Consider the following 20,489-nt stretch of genomic DNA (forward strand, 5'->3'; position numbering starts at 1 on the left):
CCCTGAGGAGGTGAGAGCGAGATGAGTCCCGGCGATAGTCCGTATCCGAGTCCGACGAGCATTTCGTTCCGATCCGACCCCGGCGCCTTTTTCGCCTGCTGAACGGGTTCGCCTGATTCTCTACGTTGCCCGGCTCCGCATTTCGGAGACGTGGCGATAGAGCGTGCGAAAAGCACCATTGATCCGGGTTGGGTCCTTCGTCCTGGAGTAGTTCGATGTCGTTTGCGATCGCCCGTGCAGCTGTGCCGTCTAGGGCCCCCGGCGCCGTGCCACCCGAACACCGCACCCGCATCCGGCAACTGCCCATTGCCACTTCGGAGGACAACGCCTGCAAGCGACGAATCACACTCGAGCACAACACGATTCAATGCCCGAGTCCGGATCTGGGGGTGGCCGCACAGATGACGGCAGTCCACCGATCAGGTACCGCGACTTCGGGTTCCGGCGCCGGTTCAGTTGCGGCCACCGGCGCCGACAGCACTACCACAGCCGATGAGAAAAGAGGCCAGCGATGACCGTCGCTCTGGACTTTGCGATGCTGCCACCCGAAATCAATTCCGCTCGCATGTATTCGGGGCCCGGCTCGGGCCCGATGATTGCCGCGGCATCAGCCTGGAAGAGCTTGGCCGCGGAATTACGCGCCACCGCGCTGTCTTATCATTCGGTGCTCGCGGCGCTCACAGGGGAAGAATGGTACGGACCGGCATCGGCATCGATGGCAGCCGCCGCCGCCCCCTACGTGGCGTGGATGAACACCACCGCGGTCCAGGCAGAACAGACCGCGGTACAAGCCGAGGCAGCCGCGGGAGCCTACGAAGCCGCTTTCGCCGCGACTGTCCCTCCGCCGGTGATCGCGGCCAACCGTGCTCAACTGATGGCCTTGATCGCCACAAATATCCTGGGCCAGAACACCCCCGCCATTGCAGCGACCGAGGCACAGTACACCGAAATGTGGGCCCAAGATGCCATGGCGATGTACGGCTACGCCGGATCCTCGGCTGCCGCCACTCAGCTGAGCCCGTTCGTGGAGCCTCAGCAGGCGACCAACCCCAGCGGGCTGGCGGCCCAGGCGGCTGCGGTCACCGAGGCGTCCGGCAACTCGGCCGGCAATCAGTCGAGCACGCTGTCCGGGCTGATTTCCATGGTTCCTAGTGCTTTGCAGGGACTTTCGGGACCAAACAGCACATCATGGCTACAGGTGATCTGGGACCTGCTCACCGGATCTGGACCTGCTTGGTGGCAGACCCTGTGGAACGTCTGGGGGCCCAACGCGAATGTCTGGAATACCATCACGTCGACTGGGCTCTTCGTCCCAGGTAGCACGTTTGCCCCCTTCATGGCTAGCGTGCTGGCCGGCGCAGTAGCTGCGGATGCGGCTCAGGATGCGAGTGCGGCCGCCGCTGGAGTCGGCAGTGGGCTGGCGGCGGGCCCGGTTGCGTCCGCTGGCAGCCTCGGAAGCGCCGTTTCGGCCGGTTTGGGCAACGCGGGCATTGTCGGCAAGCTGTCGGTACCGCCGGCGTGGACCGCGGCCGCGCCACTGCACAGCCCGCTGGGTTCGGCCTTGGGAGGCACGCCGATGGTCGCACCTCCGCCGGCGGTGGCGGCCGGAATGCCCGGTATGCCGTTCGGCAATATGGCCGGTCAGCCCTTCGGACGTGCTGTACCCCAGTACGGCTTCCGCCCCACCTTTGTCGCGCGACCTCCCGCCGCGGGCTAGTCATCGGTGCATCGGCGCGCACCCGATGCAGGGGTTTGCCCCTCAGGGCGACGCGACCTTCAACCTTTCAGGGATTCTCCAGCAACCACCCAGCGGAGTGACAGCGAAATTTCCAGTACGTTCCCGAGGTCACCGGTAACGTCCTCTATTTCAGCAAACAGGAGCACGTCATGGCGATCAGAGGTCAGGTCGGTGGACGTCCACGTCACCGACCTGACACCTGGCACACCATGGGGCCCAGGAAGGTGGTCGGTCTACCGAGCCGCGGCGGTGGTGCGCGATGGACTCCAGTCAGTCGCCGCCGGGTGACATGACATTCAGTTGCTGACGAACTAGCAATCGATTTCTTGCCAGCAGGATCAAGTCCAGGAGGTCGCGAGGCGGCGTTTACCCCAAGAATGCCGCGTAATGATCCAATTATTTGCGGTCTTTGATTTCCGGGGCGATACGATTGGGTAGAAATCATAATTTGGTGATTCAGGTGGCATGTCGATGCTCCTCGGCAATAGTGGCCAATCGTTTTGACCGACATACGTACAATATCGCCGGATTCCCTCTGTTCACGGTTTTGCCGGTGTTGCGCATGGAGTGATCTAACCGTTTAATTCATTGTTCTTCGGGCCAATAGCCGCGGGCGCTCACTGGGTGATCTGGACGGCTGAAGTGATAGCTAAGCTGAGAGTTTTCCAGCGATCAACGATGCGGTGACAGTTACTTTTAACGTCATGATTACACGCCGGGAACGTAATGCAAATAATTATTGTGCAGGGTGACGGTGATGGCCGGATTAGGGGCCGCCACAATCGCGCTGGTGGCGCACCTTGACCAGCAGAAGATTCACACCGGGACAGCCCAGATCGGCGTCAATCACGGGGAATCAAACGTGCAGTGGTCGACGGGGATGAATAATGAGTTCGGTAAGAGCTGACCTAACTCGCGTACGGAACTACACGGCCGTGATTACTATGGCGGGCAGCGAAGAACCGGAGGCAGCAAATGATAGATTTTGGGGCGCTTCCGCCGGAGATCAACTCGGGGCGGATGTACGTCGGGGCGGGTGCTGGTCCGATGTTGGCCGCGGCCGCGGCCTGGGAGGAGTTGGCCGCCGAGTTGCAGTCCGTGGCCGCCTCGTATCGGTCGATTGTCGAGAGTCTGACCGTGGGACCGTGGACGGGCCCGTCGTCCATCGCGATGGCAGCCGCGGTCGCGCCGTACCTGGCCTGGATCCACTCGACGGGGGTTCAAGCAGAGCAAGCCGCCGCCCAGGCGACGGTGGCCGCCGCCGCCTATGAGACGGCGTTCGCGGCGACGGTGCCGCCGCCGGTGATCGCCGCCAACCGAGCGCTGCTGATGACGTTGATCGCCACCAACATTTTCGGGCAGAACACTCCGGCGATCGCGGCCACCGAGGCCGAATACCTGGAAATGTGGGCCCAAGACGCCGCCGCGATGTATGCCTACGCCAGCTCCTCCGCCACGGCCGCTCAGCTGACGCCGTTTACCGAGCCGCCACCGACCACAAACCCGTCGGCAGCGGCGGTCCAATCCGCCGCGGTGGCACCGGCAACCGGCACTGCTGCGGCCTCAGACATCACGACCCAGCTGTCCCAGCTGATCGCCTCGGTGCCAAATGCGTTGCAAAGCCTCGCCTCGACCACGTCGTTGCCGACGGCGGCGCCGGCGTTGCCGGGATCCATATTCCCGCTGCCGGCGTTGCCGCCATGGCTGGTAACCGATATCGATAACTGGAACATCATCATGGCGGCCCTCAACGGGCCATATTCGCTGCAGGGCCTCGCTGCCATTCCGGGCGGCCCGTTCCTGTCCTTCGGACAGGTCTATGCCTACGCCCAGAATGGCCAGGGTTTGCAGGCCTTTTTCGCCCCCGCCAAGCCCATCACCGGGGCCCTGGCGCCGATCGCTGATTCGCTGGGCGCAAACCTGACCTCCAGCAGCGCAGGTAGTGGTGGACCGGTCAGCGGGGCGATGGGGCGGGCGGCCCTGGTGGGCAGCATGTCGGTGCCGCAGGGGTGGACGCAAGCTGCCCCCGCGATGCGACTGGTCTCCTCGCTGCTGCCCACCAACTTGGCCGCCGCCCCGGCCGCGGCATTTTCCGGCGAGGCAGGGGTATTCGGCCAGATGGCCCTGTCGAGCCTGGCCGGCCGCGCCCTGGCTGCTACCACGTTTGGCTCCGCAGGCACTGGTACGGCAAGTTCATTGGGCGGCGTTGTCGCCGGCGCAGACCCCGCCACCGCCACCATCATCGTGATCCCGGCGCTCGACGAATGACGGCGGTGACGGTGATGATCGGCGCAACGACGGGCCATAGCCCAGCTAGGGCCACTCAAAGCACCCGGCCAGGTAAGGGGTAGAGACGTGTTCTACGCAGCACTTCCACCGGAGATCAATTCGGGGCGGATGTACACCGGTCCCGGGTCGGGCCCGATGCGTGCGGCCGCGGCGGCCTGGGACGCGCTGGCCGCCGAATTACAATCCACCGCTGCAGCGTGCTCATCGGTCATCGACAGCCTGACCAGCGGGCCGTGGGCAGGTCCGTCGGCGCTGGCCATGGCGGCCGCGGCCGCGCCGTATGTGACCTGGCTGCAAGGCACCGCCGCCCAGGCCGCGCACGCGGCCGCCCAGGCCGCCACGGCGGCCAGCGTCTACGAAACAGCGTTCGCCGCACATGTGCCGCCGGTGGAGATCGCGGCCAACCGCAGCCAACTGGCGTCGCTGGTGGCGACCAACATCTTCGGCCAAAACACCCCGGCGATCGCTGCGACCGAGGCGCAATACGGCCAGATGTGGGTCCAAGACGCCGTCGCGATGGACAGCTACGCCGGCTCCTCGGCGACTGCCGGCCAGCTGACGCCGTTCACCGAGCCGCCCCAAGTCGCCAACGCGGCCGGACTGGCCGGCCAAGCCGCTGCGGCGGCCCAAGCCGCCGGAACCTCGGCCGGCACTGCCGCGCAGTCGGTGCTGGCCTCGGCCGATCCGATTTCGTGGTTGCTGCAACTGGGTGCCGACCTCAGCACCGCCTACACAAAGGCGATGAACGACCTGGTGAACGGCATCTTCGGACCAACCGCAGCCGCGGATTATGTCCGCCTGTTTCTCGCCATCAGGGGTCCGCTGGGTTTTACCACGGGATTCAACGATATCGGTTTGCTGGTGAACTTCCCCGTATCGCAGTTCCTCAAGTTCGGCCCGCATTCGGCTGCCGGTGGGCTCGGCGAGTTCCCGAAAGAGGGGCTGGGCGCCGGGCTTGGACTGGCGCCACACTGGGGCCGGGGCTGGCTGACCGGCGCGACATCGGGCGATGTGACGGCGCATTGGGGGCGCGGCACGCTCGTCGGGTCCTTAAGCGTTCCCCCCAGCTGGGCGACGGCCACCCCCGCTATCAGGACCGTGGCGGCCGCATTATCGGCCGCCGGTCCGGAGGCCGTGCCGGCTGCCGCCCTCGGCGAGGGAGGGCTACTCAGCTCGACGGCGCTAGCGGGCATGCTCGGAAGCGCCCTCGGCGCCGGCGCTCCCAGCGCCGTCAGCGGCACCGGCGTCCGCGGCCGTATCGCCCCGTTCAAAGGCCTCAAGGACGCCACTTCGCCGGACAAACTCAAGCGTCTGGTCGCGCAGATATCGGAGAAGCCCGAAAGCGTCCAGCATCACAGCGTCGACCCTGAAGGCCTTGACAGCCTGCTCGAGCAACTGGCGAAGAAACCGGGCATCCACGCCGTGCACCTGTCCAAGGGCGACAAACCCAAAGTGGTGCCCTCGGATTCACAGTTGGGCTGACACGTGGCTGGAGCTATACAGGTGATCAACCGTGATGCCAGGGCCTAGCAGAGGCGTAGTCAAAAACGTTACCGGACAGGGCAGTTCGGGAGTCGAAGTCAGGACCGGGCAACCGCAAGACTGCCGGGGACGGAGGAATGGAAATCATGAAGAAGCTGCTAGCGCTACTAACCCTGGCGGCCATGGTCGGCCTCACGGCGCCTGCCCATGCCGATCCGCAGGAGCCCAGCGGCGCCGACGACGCGGGCTTCCTGGCCGCGCTGCAACAAGCCGGCATCACTTATACCAGTCCGGCGGCAGTCATCGGATCCGCCCAGGCGGTATGCGGGTGCCTGGACAACGGCGAAGCGGGACTGGAAGTGGTCCACGAAGTCAAGGTCCGCAATCCCGGATTCGATATGGAAGCCGCATCGCAATTCGCGGTGATTTCAGCGAAATACTACTGCCCGCATCATTTGAGCCACGTCTGATACGGGGCTGAGCGAGGAGCCCCGGTGGGGGCCCGGCCGCCACGGCCCATGCCGCTCCGGCCAACTATGCATGCGCCTTACGCGGCCTTGCCCGGGATTCAAATTGCTTGAGGTCCAGCATATTTCGCGTGTTGGTCAGCGCCGCAATGCAACCGGTTCGCCGGCTCGCCACCCATCGTTAACCACCATATGCTTAGCTGCCGTCGCCTCGCGCCGGGACAGAAGGGAACGCAGTGCCGTGCAGAACCTGAGCATCGCCGAATTCACGCTCCGGCTCGCCGTCGGCGTTGGCTGTGGGGCCCTGATCGGCCTCGAGCGGCAGTGGCGGGCGCGCATGGCCGGACTGCGTACCAATGCTCTGGTGGCCACCGGAGCGACCCTTTTCGTGTTGTATGCGGCCGCCACCGAGGACAGCAGTCCGACCCGGGTCGCGTCGTATGTGGTGTCGGGCATCGGGTTTCTGGGTGGTGGGGTGATTCTGCGGGAGGGCTTCAACGTGCGCGGCCTCAACACCGCTGCCACCCTGTGGTGCTCAGCTGCAGTCGGTGTGCTCGCCGCCTCTGGACATTTGGTGTTCGCGTTGATCGCCACCGCCACCGTCGTCACCATCCATCTCTTCGGCCGCCCGCTGGGGCGGCTGATCGACCACGACAACACCGTCGAAGAAGACGAAGGCCTGCGGCCCTACCAGCTGCAGGTGCTCTGCCGCCCCAAGTCCGCGAAATATGTGCGCGCTCAGATCGTGCAACACACGGCTCGAAACGACATCACGCTGCGCGGAATCCACACCGGCACAGCCACCGACGACAACATCGCGTTGACCGCTCACCTGCTGATGGACGGCCACACCCCGGCCAAGCTGGAGCGGTTGGTGGCCGAACTATCCTTGCAACCGGGCATATTCGCAGTGCACTGGTATGCCGGCGAACAAACCAATCCGATGTTGCCGATGTCGCCGTCGGACTGATTCGACGTCCAAGCGGGGACTGCTCACGGCCGGGCCTGCAATTCTGGCGCGGCGGCGGCCAGCAGGTCGGCGCGGTTTCGGGTCAGCGGCGGGTAGATCCGCCGGGTGTTGATCGTCTGTTTGGTCGCCTTGGCCTCGGCGCCACACGACACCACTTCGCGATCCCACCCTTCGGTGTACACGGCGCCCGCTGGTCCCAAGTCGAGAACCGTGACATACCAAGGGATTCGAAACGTCAACAACGGCTCGCCGAACAGGTCGCTGATCACGTTGTAGCCGGCGTAGCGGCCCATCGGCCGTCCGTGCTGACACGACATCACCGACACGTGCTCGTCATCGACCTCGGCAACGGCTACATCACCGGCAGCAAAGACGGCCGGTACGCCCACCACCCGCAGGTAGTCGTCGACCGTGACACGACCCAGTCGATCGCGGATCGCCGGTAGTTGCCCGGCAAGCGAATTGGCCCGCATGCCGGCGCACCACACGACGGTGGCCGCGGCGATATGCTCACCCGACGACAGCGATACGCCGGATGCACTGATCTTCGCCACGCTGACCGCGGTCCTGGTCTCGACGCCGTTGTCTGCCAGGGCTTGCTCGATCACCGGCCGCGCTGAGCCGCCCATATCGGAGCCGACGAACGGGTTATGGTCAACCAGCACCACCCGGGGGGCCACCGAACTTCCGACGAATAACGCCCTCAGCCGGCTCGGCATCTCACAGGCTGTCTCGATACCGGTCAGTCCCGCACCGACTACCACCACGGTCGCGGCCGCGGCCGTCGCCGGGCCATCGGCGAGCTTTTTGATCTGGTGCTGCAGCCGGATTGCGTCGTCGTAGGTATCGACATCGAATCCGAACTCGCGCAGACCCGGTACCTCGGGCTTGACCAGCCGACTACCCGCCGCGAGCACTAATCGGTCGTAGCGGTATGTCTGGCCACTCGACGTGGTGACCTTGCGTGCGCCGGCATCGATTCCGGTCACGTTCGCGGTGACATGGGCAACGCCAGCCGGATCGAGCACGTCGGCGAGTGGGATCCGGCAGGCACTCAGGTCGGCTTCGTAGTTGCGCACCCTGATGTCGTGGAACGGTTTGTCGCTTAACACCGTGATGTCCACCGTCCCCGGCGGGACGGCGAGCTGATCGAGTCGTCGGGCAGCGCCCAATGCCGCCCACAGTCCCGCGAACCCAGAGCCGATCACCACTACGCGGGTCAACCGGTCCGCGCCTGAGGCATCCGGGCTGACATCGCAGTGGCTCAGCGGCCGGTCGAGAGCATCCACCCGGGTAACCTCCGTCGATCAGAATCGAGCGCTTGACCGTTTCGGCCGGTCTCGCTGCGGGTATTCGGCCAGTTGATGCGCGCACAGCCCACAGCGCGAATCCCATCACACCGGAGGTCCTGTCGCATGGCCGAAATGCTTGTCGAGACGCCACAAGAAGTGGTCAAGTTTCTCAAAGCCCAGCACGATCTGATCAACGACATGTTCGACGACGTGCTGCACGCGTCGGACCACAAAGCCCGCGAGACCGCCTTTCACGATTTGCGCCAGCTCTTGGCGGTGCACGAGACCGCCGAAGAGATGATCATTCATCCCCGGGTCCGTCGTGAGGTGGCTGCCGGTGACGACATCGCGGATGAGCGACTACGAGAAGAGCACGAGGCCAAGAAGCTGCTGTCGAGCATTGAAAAGTTGGACATCGCATCGCAGGAGTTCATCGACGAGCTCACCAAGCTGCGGCAGGCGGTGGTCGAACATGCCGAACGTGAGGAGAACGAAGAGTTCACCACATTGCAGCGGGAACTCGACGCCGGCGAGCGTCAGCGCATGACAAAGGCGGTCCAAGTGGCCGAGGCCCTCGCACCGACGAGGCCACACCCCGGCGTGGAGTCGGCGAAGCTGAATTTTGCCGTTGGACCGTTCGCGTCGCTGCTCGACCGCGCCCGGGATGCGATCTCGAAGGCGATCGGCTAGCTCGAGCCGAATCCATTTCCGGCCGCGGGCGCAGCGATCCTTGGGCCACCGACTGGATTATCAGTAGTCTGTCTCACGTGAGTGCTTTGACGGGCTTCTGGTCCGTGCTACCCGCGGAGTTGCGGGATCCGGCGTTGTTCGCCATTCCTTTTTTTCTCTTTCTTTTGGCCCTCGAATGGACGGCCGCCCGCAAACTGGAACGAATCGAGGCGGGCGCCACTGAAAGGCCCAGGCCGGTCACCGGCGCTTACCTCACCCGTGATTCCTTGGCAAGCATCTCGATGGGCCTGGTTTCGATTGCCACCACCGCAGGGTGGAAGGGCCTGGCGTTGCTGGGCTACGCGGCAATCTATGCCTATGTTGCCCCGTGGCACCTTTCGGCGGGCCAGTGGTACACCTGGGTGATTGCCATCGTCGGTGTCGACGTGCTTTATTACACTTATCACCGGATCGCCCACCGGGTCCGGTTGATCTGGGCCACCCATCAAGCCCACCACTCGAGCGAATACTTCAACTTTGCCACCGCGCTCCGCCAGAAGTGGAACAACAGCGGCGAGATCCTGATGTGGGTGCCGTTGCCGCTCGTGGGCGTACCGCCCTGGATGGTGTTCTTCGCCTTCTCGGTGAGCCTGATCTACCAGTTCTGGGTGCACACCGAACGGATCGACAAGCTGCCGCGGTGGTTCGAGTTCATTTTCAACACGCCGTCGCATCACCGAGTACACCATGGGATGGACCAGATCTACCTGGACAGGAACTACGGCGGCATCCTGATCATCTGGGATCGGCTGTTCGGCAGTTTCCAGGCCGAGGTTTTCCGCCCCCATTATGGCCTGACCAAGCAGGTAAACACGTTCAATATCTGGAAACTGCAGACCTACGAATACCTGGCGATTGCGCGCGACTGCCGATCAGCGACGCGGCTGCGTGATCGGCTCGGCTACGTCTTCGGCCCTCCGGGCTGGCAGCCGCGCATGGCGGCCACCGCGGCCGATGGTGCCGTGGCTGTCGCCTCGTCGCGGTAGCGGCGCTCCGCCGGTCAAGGTAACGCGGGCGGCGGCGATAACGAAAAATATTCCGTCGGGTACGCCGTAATTTCAGATTCCGGTCGGCATGCCGGCCCTGAAAGGATGGAGTCCATGGTGCGCCGCCTGGCACTGCGCGCATTCGCGGTATCGGCTACTGTCGCGGCGCTGGCGTGCGGGCTGCCTCCGACCGCCTATGCGGAGCCGCCGCTGGTGTTCCCGGGCATGGAAATCCACCAGGATATCCACATCTGCACTTTGGCGTATGTGGACACCAAACTGCACATGGCTTTCAGCGCAGGTCACTGCCGGGGTGAGGGAGCAGTCAGCGACCGCGACAACAACGTCATCGGGCACTTGCGGGCGTTTCGTGACAACACCCCGAGCGGTTCCACGGTGGCCACCGACCAGTCGATCGACGACTACGAGGCGATTGCACTGGTCGACGGCGTCAGGGTGAGCGACGTCCTGCCGGGCGGACGGCAGTTGACGTCGCGGCCCGGCGTGGTCGCCCAACCGGGCCAAGCGGTTTGCCATTTCGGCATCAGCACCGGGGAAACCTGCGGAACCGTCGACAGTGTCAACAACGGGTGGTTCACCATGACCGGGGGTGTCGCCAGCCAGAAGGGCGATTCCGGTGGACCGGTGTATTTGATCGGCAACGGGCCCGGACAGCTCATCGGAATCTTCAACAGCGTTTGGGGGCAATATCCCGCCGCCGTCTCCTGGCAAGCGGCCTCTGATCAGCTCCGTCAGGATCTCGGCGTCCCCGCCGCCAACTAGCCGTCGGCCTTGCCCAGGGCAAACACCGGGATCATCGGTGCCGCCGCGCGCAACTCGTCATCGCCGGATTGTGGGGTCAAGCCTCCGACGTACCCTTTGACCTGCCAATACCATCTGGCCAGGTAGCGGCTGAGGATTTTCGGTTTGGCCTCGTCGGCCAGTTCGCTGACCGTGGCGTTCTTGCTACGCCAACACGGACCCATATCGATGACACCTGCCGCTCTGACATTGCGCGCCCATTGGGTGTCACCGCGGGGGGACACCACATACTCCACATCGTCGACGGTCAGCAGGTTGACCACCACGGGGCGTAGTTTGCCCGTCTTGCGGCCCCGGACGCGCAGCACCCGGGTGCCGGCGATGCCGATCCCGAGTTCGGCCAGCCAACGGACAGCGGTGTTCGCGGCACGGGCGGTCCGGGTGGGCGTTTGGTAGCGGGTGGTCATGGCGCTCCTTTTGAGCCTCTCGAGCCTTGTGAAACCTTCCGAGAGCACTGCTCTCGATACTGGAAACGCTGCCATAACTCCGAAACAAAAGCAAGAGCGGTGATCTCGGTTATGTCAGAATTGCGGCGTGGGCAAACGTCAGGAGGCCAGGGAGCAGATCGAGTCCAAGATCGTCGAGCTCGGCCGCCGCCACCTAGTGGATCACGGCGCAGCCGGGCTATCGCTACGTGCGATTGCCCGCGAGCTGGGCATGGTGTCCTCCGCGGTATATCGGTACGTTTCCAGCCGCGACGAGCTCCTGACGTTGCTGCTTGTCGACGCATACTCCGATCTGGCCGACACCGTGGACCGCGCTCGCGCCGCGGCCGGCCTCGACTCATGGAGCGACGACGTTATCGCCATCGCCCATGCGGTCCGCTGTTGGGCCGTTGCGCACCCGGCGCAGTGGGCGCTGCTGTACGGCAGCCCCGTCCCCGGCTATCACGCGCCACCAGAACGCACTGTCGGTGTCGGTACCCGCGTGGTCCGAGCGTTCTTCGACGCAATTGCGGGGGCAATTGCCACCGGCGATATCGTTTTGACGAATAACGTTGCTTCCCAGCCGATGTCATCGGATTTCGAGCGGCTTCGCCGGGAGTTCGACTTTCCCGGCGATGACCGTGTCGTCGCCAAGTGCTTCTTGCTGTGGGCCGCCGTGGTGGGTGCGATCGGCCTGGAGGTGTTCGGACAGTATGGCGCCGACACGCTGACTGAGCCGGGCCAGGTCTTCGACAGTCAGGTGCGGCTACTGGTCGACGTCTTGGCTCAGCATTGAGGATGCGGTAGTCACCAAGAATTAGAACGTGTTCATCCGCCGCATTCGAGCCAGCTGCCGGCGGTGACGGCAAAGTTCCTGCTGGCCCTTTCTGGTGCCACCGGGCTGAGCTATTCTGCGAGACGATGAACTTTCCCGTTCCGTCGCCGAGGCAGATCGCATGGGTGACCACGGACCTGGATGCCACGGAAACAGCGCTCACCGGCCTATTGGGTGTGCGGAAGTGGGTACGGATACCCGACGTGCACTTTGCTCCCGATACTTGCAGCTACTACGACAAGCCCGCCGACTTCGTCGCGAGCATCTCACTGAGCTACCTGGGCGACATGCAGTTAGAGCTCCTCTCCCCGGTCCGCGGGGAGAATATCTATAGTGATTTTCTGCGTGACTCTGGTCCCGGTCTGCACCACATTTGCATGGAAGTCGAGAGCCCGGAGCGGCTGGAGGCCGCCCTGGTTGAGGCGACCGAGAACGGCGCCACTGTGTCCAGCGGGGCGTGATGCCCGGCGGGATCCAGTTTGCCTACCTGGCGGCGCCGCAGGCCGGGGTGCCGTTTGTGGAGATCGCGTATTTCTCGCCGGAGATCAGGGCGTTCTACGACTACATCAAACGGGAGCAACGGTGAGCACCGACCTACCAGGGACTGTCAACGCGGGCTCGGTGGCGTCATGGTCGGACGACGTCGATATGGTGGTGATCGGCTTCGGCATTGCCGGCGGCTGTGCGGCGGTGACGGCGGCTGCGGCGGGCGCCCGCGTGCTGGTGCTCGAGCGGGCCGCCGCGGCGGGCGGCACCACGTCGCTGGCAGGCGGGCATTTCTACCTGGGCGGCGGGACCGCGGTCCAGCGGACGACCGGTCATCCTGATTCGCCGGACGAGATGTATAAGTACCTGGTTGCGGTGTCGCGGCGGCCCGATCGCGCCAAGATCCGGGCGTACTGCGACGGCAGTGTGGAGCATTTCAATTGGCTGGAAGACCTGGGCTTTCAGTTCGAGCGCAGCTACTTTCCGGGCAAGGCGGTGATCCAGCCCAACACCGAGGGGCTGATGTTCACCGGCAACGAGAAGGTCTGGCCCTTCTTCGAGAAGGCGGTGCCGGCGCCGCGTGGCCATAAGGTGCCCGTGCCCGGCGACACCGGCGGCGCCAGTATGGTGATCGACCTGCTGCTCAAGCGAGCGGCGAGTTTGGGCGTGCAAATCCGCTACGAGACCGGGGCCACCGAGCTCATCGTGGACGGCTCGGGGGCAGTGACCGGAGTGATGTGGAAGCGATTCTCCGAAACGGGTGCGATCAAAGCCAAGTCGGTGATCATCGCCGCCGGGGGATTCGTGATGAATCCCGACATGGTCGCCAAGTACACCCCGAAACTGGCCGAGAAACCCTTCGTGCTGGGCAACACTTATGACGACGGCCTGGGCATCCGGATGGGCGTTTCGGCCGGCGGCGCCACCGAGCACATGGATCAGATTTTCATCACGGCTCCGCCGTACCCGCCGTCCATCCTGCTCACCGGAGTGATCGTCAACAAGCTCGGACGGCGGTTCGTCGCCGAGGATTCCTACCACTCGCGGACTGCGGGTTTCATCATGGAACAACCGGACAGCGCGGCGTATCTGATCGTCGACGAGGCGCATCTGGAACGTCCCACGATGCCGCTGGTCCCGTTGATCGACGGCTGGGAAACGGTCGCCGAGATGGAAGCTGCGCTGGGCATTCCGCGAGGCAATCTCACGGCGACCCTGGACCGCTACAACACCTATGCCGCGCGCGGCGAAGATCCCGACTTTCACAAACAGCCGGAATTCCTTGCGCCACAAGACAAAGGGCCGTGGGGAGCTTTCGATATGTCACTGGGTAAGGCGATGTATGCCGGCTTCACCCTCGGTGGGCTGGCCACGTCGGTGGACGGCGAGGTGCTGCGCGAAGACGGCTCGGTGATACCCGGGCTGTATGCGGCCGGAGCGTGTGCATCCAACATCGCCCAGGATGGCAAGGGCTATGCCAGTGGTACGCAGCTGGGCGAGGGCTCGTACTTCGGCCGCCGCGCCGGAGCGCACGCGGCCCGGCGGGCCGGGGGCGCGCAGGTGCGTTGAGTGTGGGCGCCGGAGCGCACGCGGCCCGGCGGGCCGGGGGCGCGACTCACCGAGATTGCGGCTACGGTCGTGGCGCACGTCGAATCCACAACCGTCACGGCAATATCGGCGCGGGATTCAACGACTAGACCCGCACCGGCTCCTTCGTCACTGGGCTCAGCCGCCATGGCCCGCCGCCCAGTAATTCAAGCTGTTGGTCGTGCAGGCGCTCAAGCGCGGGCCGGTGGCTGACACTGACGATGATGCAATCCGGCAGTTCGCGGCGCAGCAGTTCGTAGAGCGCGAATTCCAGACCCGCGTCGAGCGCCGACGTGCTCTCGTCGAGAAATGCGGCTTTGGGTTTGGTGAGCAGGATGCGGGCGAAGGCAACGCGCTGTTGCTCGCCGGGGGACAGCACCTTGGCCCAGTCGCGTTCTTCTTCGAGACGGTCGCAGAGCGGCGCGAGGGCCACCTTGGTGAGCGTGTCGCGCACGATGTCGTCGGGGATGACGAATGGGGGATTCGGGTAGCACACCACGTCCCGCAGAGTGCCCAGCGGCACATACGGCAATTGCGACAAGAACATCGTTTCGTTGTCGCCGTCCGGACGGCGCAGGGTCCCCGAGGCATACGGCCACAGTTCGGCCAGGCTGCGCAGCAGCGAGGTCTTGCCGGACCCGGAACGGCCGGTGATCACCAGCGAATCGCCGCGGTCCAGCCGCACATCGAGCGGATCGATCAGCCGATCTCCAGCGGGGGTGCGAACTTCGATCTCGTTGAGCTCAACGGACTCGTCGTCACTTGGCCGGGTCAGCACCGCAGGCAGCGCGCGGCCCTTCTCGTTGGCGTCAACCAGGCCGTATAACCGGATGATCGCCGCGCGGAACGAGGCGAACGCGTCGTAGTTGTTGCGGAAGAACGACAACGAGTCGTGGATATTGCCGAACGCGGTGGCCGTCTGACTCACGTCGCCGAATTCGATTTGCCCGGCGAACAATCGCGGCGCCTGGATCACCCACGGCAACGGAACAATCGTCTGACTCACCGACAGGTTCCATCCGTTGAAAGCGATGCTGCGGCGAACGTATCGGCGGTAGTTGTCGATCACCGGCCGGAACCGCTGCTGCAATTGCGCGCCCTCGACCCGCTCACCGCGGTAGAAGCCCACAGCTTCGGCGGCGTCTCGCAGTCGCACCAACGCGTACCGGAAAGCGGCATTGAGCTTTTCGTTACGGAAACTGAGCCAGATCAGTGGACGCCCGATGACGAAGGATATGACCGTGGCAACGAGGACATAGCCAAGGACGGTCCAAAACATTGCCCGCGGGAAGGAGACACCCCATAGATTCAGGGTTCCGGAGAGGTTCCACAGGATCGCGGTGAAGGAAATCACCGAGATAATCGATTGCACTGCACCGAAAAGCAGCGTGCTACCCGTGCCGTTTGACGGCGCGTTGGGCGTGCCACCCACTCCGGCTGTGAAAATGTCGATGTCCTGCTGGATACGCTGGTCGGGGTTGTCGATCGTCTCGTCGATGAACAGATCCCGGTAGTAGGCCCTGCCGTCGAGCCAATCCCTGGTGAGGTGGTCGGTCAGCCACACCCTCCAGGCGATGATGAAGCGCTGCGTCAGATAGATGTCGGCCATCACCCGGACCACGTGTATCACGGCCATGACGCTGAAAACCCCGATCGACATCCAAAACCCGTGCACGCCTGAGCGTTTCACCACCTCATCGCCGGCGGCGGCACCTTGGAATGCTTTCTGCAGGGCGGTGTACATGTCGTTGCCCTGGTAGCTGAACAGCACATTCAGGCGCACGGCCAGGACCACCGATAGCAACAGCACGCCCAGCATCAGCCACACCCCAATGCTCCTGGGTCCGACGAAGTACTCACGGGTGATCCGCCAGTACTGTCGCCCCCAGGGCGTCAGGAACCTGAGCAGAACCAGCACGACCAGGACACAGACGGCGCTGATCGCCCAGGCTTTGCCGATCCAGTACAGCGAATCCACAAATGCCCCCGACCAGTCGATCGAGGGAGTAAACGGCTTCGGGCCCAAGGTCGATGCTCCTCACGGACGAGGTGTTCAGACGGCTGCTGAACAGAAATCCTTCGGCGAAGGTACCGGAAGGATGCAGATAGGCTTTCGAAATATGACGGATATGAGCGCCGGCGCCGCCCCGGCCCAGACAATGCATGCGGGACGGCTGATAGCGCGACGGCTCAAAGCCAGCGGTATCGACACGGTTTTCACACTGTCGGGCGGACACCTGTTTTCGGTCTACGACGGCTGCCGCGAAGAGGGCATCCGGCTGATCGACACCCGTCATGAGCAAAGTGCCGCCTTCGCCGCCGAGGGCTGGTCCAAGGTGACCAGGGTGCCCGGGGTGGCCGCACTTACCGCGGGTCCGGGCGTCACCAACGGGATGAGCGCGATGGCTGCCGCCCAACAGAACCAGTCGCCGCTCGTGGTGCTCGGCGGTCGGGCGCCGGCATTGCGGTGGGGGATGGGCTCTTTGCAGGAGATCGACCACGTACCGTTTGTCGCGCCGCTGGCCCGCTTTGCCGCCACCGCACAGTCAGCCGACGACGCCGGCCGGCTGGTCGACGACGCCCTCCAGGCCGCGGTCGGCGCCCCGGCGGGGGTGGCTTTCGTAGATTTTCCGATGGACCACGTGTTCTCCATGTCCGACGATGACGGCCGCCCCGGCGCACTAACGGACTTACCCACGGCCGAAAGCCCCGATGGTGAAGCCCTGGACCGAGCGTTCGGCCTGCTCTCGGCGGCACAACGTCCGGTCATCATGGCGGGCACCAACGTCTGGTGGGGCCACGCGGAGACGGAGCTACTGCGTCTTGCCGAGAAACGCCGGATTCCGGTGCTAATGAACGGGATGGCCCGTGGCGTTGTGCCGGCTGACCACCCGCAGGCTTTTTCCCGGGCACGATCGAAAGCGTTGGGGCAGGCCGATGTTGCCCTGATCGTCGGTGTGCCCATGGATTTCCGTCTGGGATTCGGCGGAGTTTTCGGGTCGCAGACCCAGCTCGTCGTCGCCGACCGCGCCGAACCGGAGCGCGGTCATCCGCGTGCCGTGGCGGCCGGCCTGTACGGGGATTTGCGGGCGATCCTGGCGGCGCTGACCGGACCCGGCGGCACCGACCACCGGGACTGGATCGAGGAGCTGCGGACCACCGAGACCGCGGCGCGCGACGCGGAAAAAGTCGAGCTTGCCGAGGAACGGATCCCACTGCATCCGATGCGGGTGTACGCCGAGTTGGCTCCGCTACTGGATCGCGACGCCATCGTGGTGATCGACGCCGGTGACTTCGGGTCCTACGCCGGGCGGGTGATCGACAGCTATCAGCCGGGTTGCTGGCTCGACAGCGGTCCCTTCGGATGTCTGGGTTCGGGGCCCGGTTACGCCTTGGCCGCGAAATTGGCCCGACCGGAGCGTCAAGTGGTGTTACTGCAGGGTGACGGCGCGTTCGGGTTCAGCGGCATGGAGTGGGACACCCTGGTTCGGCACAATGTGCCGGTCGTGTCGATCGTCGGCAATAACGGCATCTGGGGATTGGAGAAGCACCCGATGGAGGCGCTGTACGGCTACTCGGTGGTGGCCGAGCTACGCCCGGGAACCCGCTACGACGAGGTGGCGCGGGCCCTGGGTGCGCACGGAGAGCTGGTGTCGACGCCCGCCGAGCTGCGCCCGGCGCTGCAGCTGGCCTTCGCCAGTGGTCTGCCGTCGGTCGTCAACGTGCTGACCGACCCGACCGTCGCGTACCCGCGGCGGTCGAACTTGGCCTGATGCGCAAAGATCCGGCCTGTCGAGGCTGGGCGCGTTGCCGGTAACCACGTCCGCTCGCGTCTGCCGCGGGGTCACGTACCGTTGACGTGTGCCCAAGACCACACGCGCTGAACCAGGCCGCCTGAGCAGCCGATTTTGGCGACTTCTCGGCGCCAGTACGGAAAAGAATCGAAACCGGTCCCTGACCCAGGTGATCGCTTCGGCCGACTACGACGAAGAAGCCGCCGACCTCACCGACGAAAAGCTGCGCCGCGCGGCCGGACTGCTCAACCTCGACGATCTCGCGGACGCCGCCGACATCCCCCAATTTCTGGCCATCGCCCGGGAAGCAGCCGAGCGGGCGACCGGTCTACGTCCGTTCGACGTGCAATTGCTGGGTGCGCTGCGCATGCTCGCCGGTGACGTGATCGAAATGGCGACCGGTGAGGGCAAGACGCTTGCCGGCGCGATCGCGGCGGCCGGCTATGCACTGGCCGGCCGGCATGTCCACGTCGTGACCATCAACGACTACCTGGCCCGCCGCGACGCGGAGTGGATGGGCCCGCTGTTGGAGGCGTTGGGCCTGACGGTCGGGTGGATCACCGCCGAGTCGACCAGCGAGGACCGCAAAGCGGCTTACGGCCGTGATGTCACCTATGCCTCGGTCAACGAGATCGGTTTTGATGTGCTGCGCGATCAGCTGGTCACCGACGTGGAAGACCTGGTATCGCCCAATCCGGACGTGGCCCTCATCGATGAGGCCGACTCCGTGCTGGTCGACGAGGCGCTGGTGCCCCTGGTGCTGGCCGGCACGACCCACCGGGAGACACCGCGGCTGGAAATCATCCGCCTGATTGCCGAGTTGGTACCCGGCACCGACTATGAGACCGATTCCGACAGCCGTAACGTGCACCTGACCGACACCGGCGCTCGCAAAGTCGAGAAGGCGCTCGGTGGCATCGACTTGTACTCCGAGGAACATGTGGGCACCACGCTGACCGAGGTCAACGTCGCCCTGCACGCGCATGTCCTGTTGCAGCGCGATGTGCACTACATCGTCCGGGACGGCGCGGTACATCTGATCAATTCCTCGCGCGGGCGCATCGCACAACTGCAGCGCTGGCCGGACGGGCTGCAGGCCGCCGTCGAAGCCAAGGAGGGCATCGAGACCACCGAAACCGGCGAGGTGCTCGACACCATCACGGTGCAGGCGCTGATCAACCGCTACGCCACGGTATGCGGTATGACCGGTACCGCGTTGGCCGCCGGTGAACAGCTGCGCCAGTTCTACAAGCTCGGTGTGTCGCCGATACCACCCAACACCCCGAACATCCGAGAAGACGAGGCCGACCGGGTCTACATCACAGCGGCGGCAAAGAACGACGCGATCATCGCGCATATCGGCGAAGTACACGACACCGGGCAGCCGGTGCTGGTGGGCACGCATGACGTTGCCGAGTCCGAGGAGCTTCACGAAAGGCTGCTGCGGCGCGGCGTTCCCGCGGTAGTGCTCAACGCGAAAAACGACGCGGAGGAGGCGCAGGTGATCGCCGAGGCCGGCAAATTCGGTGCGGTCACCGTGTCGACGCAGATGGCCGGACGCGGCACCGACATTCGGCTGGGCGGCTCCGACGAAGCCGACCATGACCGCGTCGCCGAACTGGGTGGCCTGCACGTAGTCGGCACCGGTCGCCATCACACCCAGCGGTTGGACAACCAGTTGCGCGGGCGGGCCGGACGCCAGGGCGACCCAGGGTCGTCGGTGTTCTTCTCGAGCTGGGAAGACGACGTCGTCGCGGCCAACCTCGACACCAACAAATTGCCGATGGACACCGACGAGGACGGCCGAATCGTCAGTCCGAAGAGCGGGAGTTTGCTCGACCATGCCCAGCGCGTCGCCGAGGGCCGGTTGCTGGATGTGCATGCGAACACCTGGCGCTACAACCAGTTGATCGCCCAACAACGCGCCATCATCGTCGAACGACGAAACACCTTGCTGCGCACCGCGACCGCGCGTGAGGAACTGGCCGAACTGGCGCCCGAGAGGTACCAGCAGCTGGCTCAGGCGATGTCCGAGGACGGGTCCGACGAGCGCCTCGAGAAGATCTGCCGGCTGATCATGCTGTACCACCTGGACCGCGGCTGGGCCGATCACCTGGCGTATCTGGCCGATATCCGGGAGAGTATCCACCTGCGAGCGCTGGGTCGGCAGAACCCGCTCGACGAGTTCCACCGGTTGGCGGTGGATGCGTTCGCGTCGCTGGCCGCAGATGCGATCGAGGCCGCACAGCAGACCTTCGAAACGGCCAACGTTCTCGAAGAAGAGCCCGGGCTGGATCTGTCCAAGCTGGCGCGGCCGACGTCGACGTGGACCTACATGGTCAACGACAACCCACTGTCCGACGACACGCTGTCCACACTGAGCCTGCCCGGCGTGTTCCGCTGAGCCTGTCGGGCTTGAGCCGCGAATGTAACGTCAGTGCGAAAATCGGTGCCGGAAATCGACACAGCGTTACGCTCCGCGGCCGGGGGTACCTGCTCACCGGTCCGCCGTGCGGACCGGATCGTCACCGGGCCCGGCCTAACCGCCCGGCTCCTCACCGGTCCGCCGTGCGGACCGGATCGTCAC

The 20,489-nt window shown here is 64.8% G+C and carries 16 protein-coding genes and 1 pseudogene; 14 read left to right on the forward strand and 3 right to left on the reverse strand.

All coding sequences use genetic code 11. The features are described 5' to 3' along the window. Window positions 1-511 precede the first annotated feature (511 nt). The 6 genes from BST40_RS06775 (at window position 512) to BST40_RS06795 (ending at window position 6,946) form a co-directional block, all read left to right on the forward strand. The gene (locus tag BST40_RS06775; protein WP_075546623.1) at window positions 512-1,717 is read left to right on the forward strand and encodes a PPE family protein; all 1,206 of its coding nucleotides are present in this window, start codon (window positions 512-514) and stop codon (window positions 1,715-1,717) included. Window positions 1,718-2,486: 769 nt separating this feature from the next. Beyond that, window positions 2,487-2,645: a hypothetical protein gene (locus tag BST40_RS30015; protein ID WP_158006328.1), complete on the forward strand. Its 159-nt coding sequence runs from the start codon at window positions 2,487-2,489 to the stop codon at window positions 2,643-2,645. A gap of 68 nt (window positions 2,646-2,713) precedes the next feature. Then, on the forward strand, window positions 2,714-4,006 hold the full coding sequence (locus BST40_RS06780) for a PPE family protein (RefSeq protein ID WP_083153836.1): 1,293 nt from the start codon (window positions 2,714-2,716) through the stop codon (window positions 4,004-4,006). An 87-nt stretch (window positions 4,007-4,093) separates the two neighbouring features. Continuing rightward, window positions 4,094-5,509 carry a PPE family protein gene (locus BST40_RS06785; protein WP_075546621.1) on the forward strand — a complete coding sequence of 472 codons (1,416 nt, stop codon included), beginning with the start codon at window positions 4,094-4,096 and terminating at the stop codon, window positions 5,507-5,509. Between the two features lie 146 nt (window positions 5,510-5,655). Further along, window positions 5,656-5,979, forward strand: a complete 324-nt coding sequence (locus tag BST40_RS06790; protein ID WP_075546638.1) for a DUF732 domain-containing protein — start codon at window positions 5,656-5,658, stop codon at window positions 5,977-5,979. A 238-nt stretch (window positions 5,980-6,217) separates the two neighbouring features. Beyond that, complete coding sequence (locus BST40_RS06795; protein WP_036403108.1) at window positions 6,218-6,946, forward strand: MgtC/SapB family protein; 729 nt, start codon at window positions 6,218-6,220, stop codon at window positions 6,944-6,946. Window positions 6,947-6,969: 23 nt separating this feature from the next. Here BST40_RS06795 and BST40_RS06800 read toward each other — a convergent pair whose 3' ends face one another. After that, window positions 6,970-8,169 carry an NAD(P)/FAD-dependent oxidoreductase gene (locus BST40_RS06800; RefSeq protein WP_075546637.1) on the reverse strand — a complete coding sequence of 400 codons (1,200 nt, stop codon included), beginning with the start codon at window positions 8,167-8,169 and terminating at the stop codon, window positions 6,970-6,972. Between the two features lie 192 nt (window positions 8,170-8,361). Here BST40_RS06800 and BST40_RS06805 point away from each other — a divergent pair, with 192 nt between their 5' ends. The 3 genes from BST40_RS06805 (at window position 8,362) to BST40_RS06815 (ending at window position 10,736) form a co-directional block, all read left to right on the forward strand. Further along, window positions 8,362-8,928: a hemerythrin domain-containing protein gene (locus BST40_RS06805; RefSeq protein ID WP_075546620.1), complete on the forward strand. Its 567-nt coding sequence runs from the start codon at window positions 8,362-8,364 to the stop codon at window positions 8,926-8,928. A 77-nt stretch (window positions 8,929-9,005) separates the two neighbouring features. Beyond that, a complete protein-coding gene (locus BST40_RS06810; RefSeq protein WP_075546619.1) occupies window positions 9,006-9,953 on the forward strand; it encodes a sterol desaturase family protein in 948 nt (315 codons plus the stop codon). A 114-nt stretch (window positions 9,954-10,067) separates the two neighbouring features. After that, on the forward strand, window positions 10,068-10,736 hold the full coding sequence (locus BST40_RS06815) for an Rv1815 family serine proteinase (RefSeq protein ID WP_075546636.1): 669 nt from the start codon (window positions 10,068-10,070) through the stop codon (window positions 10,734-10,736). On the opposite strand, the gene BST40_RS06820 is transcribed toward BST40_RS06815, so the two are convergent. After that, window positions 10,733-11,182 carry a nitroreductase/quinone reductase family protein gene (locus BST40_RS06820; RefSeq protein WP_075546618.1) on the reverse strand — a complete coding sequence of 150 codons (450 nt, stop codon included), beginning with the start codon at window positions 11,180-11,182 and terminating at the stop codon, window positions 10,733-10,735. The genes BST40_RS06815 and BST40_RS06820 overlap by 4 nt on opposite strands. Window positions 11,183-11,309: 127 nt before the next feature. Here BST40_RS06820 and BST40_RS06825 point away from each other — a divergent pair, with 127 nt between their 5' ends. From BST40_RS06825 to BST40_RS06835, 3 genes and pseudogenes are all read left to right on the forward strand, one after another. Next, window positions 11,310-11,996, forward strand: a complete 687-nt coding sequence (locus tag BST40_RS06825; RefSeq protein WP_075546617.1) for a TetR/AcrR family transcriptional regulator — start codon at window positions 11,310-11,312, stop codon at window positions 11,994-11,996. Between the two features lie 125 nt (window positions 11,997-12,121). Further along, a pseudogene (locus BST40_RS06830) lies at window positions 12,122-12,621 on the forward strand (VOC family protein). Continuing rightward, a complete protein-coding gene (locus BST40_RS06835) occupies window positions 12,618-14,090 on the forward strand; it encodes an FAD-binding protein (RefSeq protein WP_075546616.1) in 1,473 nt (490 codons plus the stop codon). Before BST40_RS06830 ends, BST40_RS06835 begins: the two are co-directional and overlap by 4 nt. Before the next feature lie 124 nt (window positions 14,091-14,214). Here BST40_RS06835 and bacA read toward each other — a convergent pair whose 3' ends face one another. Next, window positions 14,215-16,134, reverse strand: coding sequence for a vitamin B12 ABC transporter pemease/ATP-binding protein BacA (bacA, locus tag BST40_RS06840; protein ID WP_075546615.1), 1,920 nt, complete (start codon window positions 16,132-16,134; stop codon window positions 14,215-14,217). A 103-nt stretch (window positions 16,135-16,237) separates the two neighbouring features. Here bacA and BST40_RS06845 point away from each other — a divergent pair, with 103 nt between their 5' ends. Both BST40_RS06845 and secA2 read left to right on the forward strand, forming a co-directional pair. After that, entirely contained in the window at window positions 16,238-17,881 is a 1,644-nt protein-coding gene (locus tag BST40_RS06845) for an acetolactate synthase (protein WP_083153838.1), read from the forward strand. A gap of 88 nt (window positions 17,882-17,969) precedes the next feature. Next, complete coding sequence (gene secA2 / locus BST40_RS06850; RefSeq protein WP_083153840.1) at window positions 17,970-20,306, forward strand: accessory Sec system translocase SecA2; 2,337 nt, start codon at window positions 17,970-17,972, stop codon at window positions 20,304-20,306. The last annotated feature ends 183 nt before the right edge of the window (window positions 20,307-20,489 follow it).

The organism is Mycobacterium persicum (assembly GCF_002086675.1).
GTDB classification, from domain to species: Bacteria; Actinomycetota; Actinomycetes; order Mycobacteriales; family Mycobacteriaceae; genus Mycobacterium; species Mycobacterium persicum.

Coding starts and splice junctions, on each gene's coding strand:
- BST40_RS06775 (WP_075546623.1), top strand. CDS start 512: ATGACCGTCGCTCTGGACTTTGCGATGCTGCCACCCGAAATCAATTCC.
- BST40_RS06780 (WP_083153836.1), top strand. CDS start 2,714: ATGATAGATTTTGGGGCGCTTCCGCCGGAGATCAACTCGGGGCGGATG.
- BST40_RS06790 (WP_075546638.1), top strand. CDS start 5,656: ATGAAGAAGCTGCTAGCGCTACTAACCCTGGCGGCCATGGTCGGCCTC.
- BST40_RS06805 (WP_075546620.1), top strand. CDS start 8,362: ATGGCCGAAATGCTTGTCGAGACGCCACAAGAAGTGGTCAAGTTTCTC.
- BST40_RS06815 (WP_075546636.1), top strand. CDS start 10,068: ATGGTGCGCCGCCTGGCACTGCGCGCATTCGCGGTATCGGCTACTGTC.
- BST40_RS06820 (WP_075546618.1), bottom strand. CDS start 11,182: ATGACCACCCGCTACCAAACGCCCACCCGGACCGCCCGTGCCGCGAAC.
- BST40_RS06845 (WP_083153838.1), top strand. CDS start 16,238: ATGAGCGCCGGCGCCGCCCCGGCCCAGACAATGCATGCGGGACGGCTG.